The 3,452-nt window shown below is 51.0% G+C and carries 1 protein-coding gene and 1 pseudogene; both read right to left on the bottom strand.

The window, feature by feature from the left end:
• Positions 1–264: 264 nt before the first annotated feature.
• Positions 265–1,364 (bottom strand): IS3 family transposase gene (locus tag LVQ79_RS22440; RefSeq protein ID WP_232867052.1). Its coding sequence is split into 2 segments (ribosomal slippage): positions 265–1,103 and positions 1,103–1,364, totalling 1,101 coding nucleotides; the frame shifts between segments, so codons are not numbered across the junction.
• A gap of 85 nt (positions 1,365–1,449) precedes the next feature.
• Positions 1,450–2,571, bottom strand: a pseudogene (locus LVQ79_RS22445) (IS3 family transposase).
• Positions 2,572–3,452 lie beyond the last annotated feature (881 nt).

Here is a 3,452-nt window from a genome sequence, read left to right on the forward strand (position 1 = left end):
AAAGAAATGGAGTATGCCGATCCAAAACTGGCGGCTGGCGATGAGTCGTTTTATTATCGAGTTCGGTGACCGCCTGAGCGATCACCTTTAATACGTTGGCAGTTACACAGAATTATTTACAGGGTCCGCTGGACAGAAGTGGATTTTGAAACGGCTATGTGGACGATTCCCGGAGAGCGTGTGTAAGCACACCCGTTTTAGTTCCACGCACTTTTTGAGATTTCCGGGTTATTGATCCCTTCCCAATATCGATGCCAGGTTAAATCAGTGATTCCGGCCTTTTTGCAGACTTCGGATAAATTCCTCCGGAGTCTGATTATTTAACGATGAATGTGGTCTTTGCTGGTTATATTCCTGTCGCCAGCACTCGATCTTCTCCTGAGCATCTTCCAGTGACAGGAACCAGTGAACATTCAGACATTCATCACGCAGACTGCCGTTGAATGACTCGACCAGTGCATTGTCTGTGGGTTTTCCCGGCCGCGAGAAGTCCATCGTCACCTTATTTTCATACGCCCATCTGTCCAGCGATTTAGAGATAAATTCGCTGCCATTATCCGTCTGCAACCGGTGTGGCACCCGCTGCTTCATTCGCTTCAGGCGCTCCATAACGGCAACTACATCCTCTCCCCGCAGCCCCTGACTAACCTCTATCGCCAGGCATTCACGACTAAAATTATCCACTACAGTCAGGGCACGGATCCGACGTCCGTTGAACAGATTATCAGCAACAAAATCCATGCTCCAGCACTGATCTACAGCGCTGACTTCCGGACGGACGTGTCGGTGCCTGGCAGTAACATGCCGACGGGGGCGTTTTGTCCGTAGATTCAGTCCTTCCAGACAATATATTCGGTGAGTTTTCTTATGGTTTACTAACCAGCCTTCACGGCGCAAAAGAATATGAATACGCTGACAGCCATAGCGGACACGCGCCTCAGCAATCTCTCTTATCCGGTGAGTCAGGGCCCTGTCATCACGGCAGCTGCAATAGTTGTATACCGTGCGACTCTGCATCATCAAACGGCAACCACGGCGCAGACCAATACGATATGCGTCCAGTAGGTAAGTCACCGCTTCCCGCTTCTGGACGGGCCTCAGAACTTTTTTCGAATGACATCCTGGAGCATTTCCTTGTCCAGACTGAGGTCTGCCACCAGACGACGGAGTCGTTGGTTTTCATCCTCCAGTTGCCGCAGACGACGCAGTTCCGTCACGCCCATCCCGCCAAATTTTTTCTTCCAGTTGTAAAAAGTGGCTTCAGAAATGCCCATCTTTCTGCACACTTCCTCCACTCTGGTGCCGGTTTCGGCCTGTTTCAGCGCAAATGCAATCTGTTCTTCGGTATAACGGGTCTTTTTCATGGCGATGTGCCTCTCTGTGAGATGAAAGAAAGACCGGATACTTCAGTTTAGACTGGTACGGTTTACAGGGGGGAGATCACAACCTTCAGTTAGTAATGTCGGTTGGTTTTTCTTCATATTTCCCGTTTCGCCAGCCAGCTGCAAATTCAGCTGGAGTCTGGTAATTCAGCGATGAATGAGGACAGCACTCGTTATAATTTTGTCGCCAGTTATTAATGATTTTCCTGGCGTGAACAATATCGCTGAACCAGTGCTCATTGAGGCATTCATCGCGAAAGCGTCCGTTAAAACTCTCAATAAATCCGTTCTGGGTCGGCTTGCCCGGCTGGATAAGTCGCAGCTCCACGCCATGCTCAAAGGCCCATTGATCCTATGCGCGGCAGGTAAATTCCGGCCCCTGATCGGTTCTTATCGTCGCCGGATAGCCGCGAAACAGTGCAATGCTGTCCAGAATACGCGTGACCTGCACGCCTGAAATCCCGAAAGCGACGGTAATCGTCAGGCACTCTTTCGTGAAATCATCCACGCAGGTCAGACACTTGATCCTGCGACCGGTGGCCAGTGCGTCCATGACGAAATCCATCGACCAAGTCAGGTTCGGCCCATCTGGGCGCAGAAGGGGAAACCACTCGGTCGCCAGCCCTTTACGACGTCGTCTGCGTTTTACGCTCAGGCCGTTAAGGTGGTAAATGCGGTATACCCGCTTGTGATTGACGTGAACGCCCTCCCGACGCAGTAACTGCCAGATGCGCCGGTAACCAAAAACGCCTGCGTTCAAGCGCCAGTTCAGTGATGCCCCCTGATAAATGCGCATCCGACGCCGGACGCTGCGCTTCATAGCAGCAGGTCGACAGGGACAAACCTGTCAGCCTGCAGGCACGACGTTGCGACAGACCGGTCGCTCCACACATCAACTCCACGGCTTCCCGCTTCTGGTCTGTCGTCAGTACTTTCGCCCAAGAGCCACCTGAAGCGCCTCCTTATCGAGCATGGCTTCGGCGAGCAGCTTCTTGAGTCGGGCGTTCTCTTCTTCAAGCGACTTCAGGCGCTTAACCTCAGGCACTTCCATACCGCCATACTTCTTACGCCATGTGTAAAACGTGGCATCGGAAATGGCGTGCTTGCGGCAGAGCTCACGGGCAGATACCCCGGCTTCAGCCTCGCGGAGAATACTGATGATCTGTTGGTCGGAAAAACGCTTCTTCATGGGGATGTCCTCACGTTGCAGATGAAGACATTACTAACATCGGGGTGTACTAATCAACGGGGAGCAGGTCATAAATTCCACAACACCCAAGCTTAGTTCCCCGCGTAAATCTCCGAGCTTAACGATTTCCTTCTTTATTACGCGCCAGGCACCCATCACGCAGTTCACGAACAGGTCGACAAAGACATCATCGTGCAGCGTACATTTATATAGCTAAACCGATTCGCATACGTTTTACATGTTTGCGGTGTTTAAGCTGATAACACAGCTGCGAATCGAGGCAGGCCGAAAGCAGGTAGTACCGAAAGCCCGAAGTGTACTTATAAAGGAACGATGCGTGCGGGGTTCATCGTGGCTCGGCAGTAACAACCGTTCACTTGAGAAAGACCGGATACATTCACGCACGATGTTGCCGCCATCAAAAGCCAATCTGCCCATGTCGCCAAACTTCTTACGCCTTCTATATATAGACGGAAGAACAGGAGATGGCATGTTTAAGGCAGATCTCGCGGTTAGGAACGCGAACCTTGGCTTCGCGAAGGATATAAATGAACGGTGAGGCAGAAAAATGCGTCTTCATGGGGCGTTTCTGGTGTTGCTGATGATCGTATTACTAACTTCGAGGTGGGTTTATCAAGGAGAGTCGATCAGTTTTGTGGATAACTTTGTGCACAACTGCGTATAAAGCGGGCTTTTGCTGGGGATTGCAGCAGTCAGTCAAATTACTGCATATTTAGGGTTGCAGCCTCAGGAGAACTCCCTATAATGCGCCTCCATCGACACGGAACATGTGAACAACATCACAGAGTAACGGCGGCGATGAGAGTCAAATATCCTGAAATTAAGGGTTGACTCTGAAAGAGGAAAGCGTAATATACGCC

Origin of the sequence: Buttiauxella cochleicola, assembly GCF_021282405.1 — a bacterium.
GTDB lineage: Bacteria > Pseudomonadota > Gammaproteobacteria > Enterobacterales > Enterobacteriaceae > Buttiauxella > Buttiauxella massiliensis.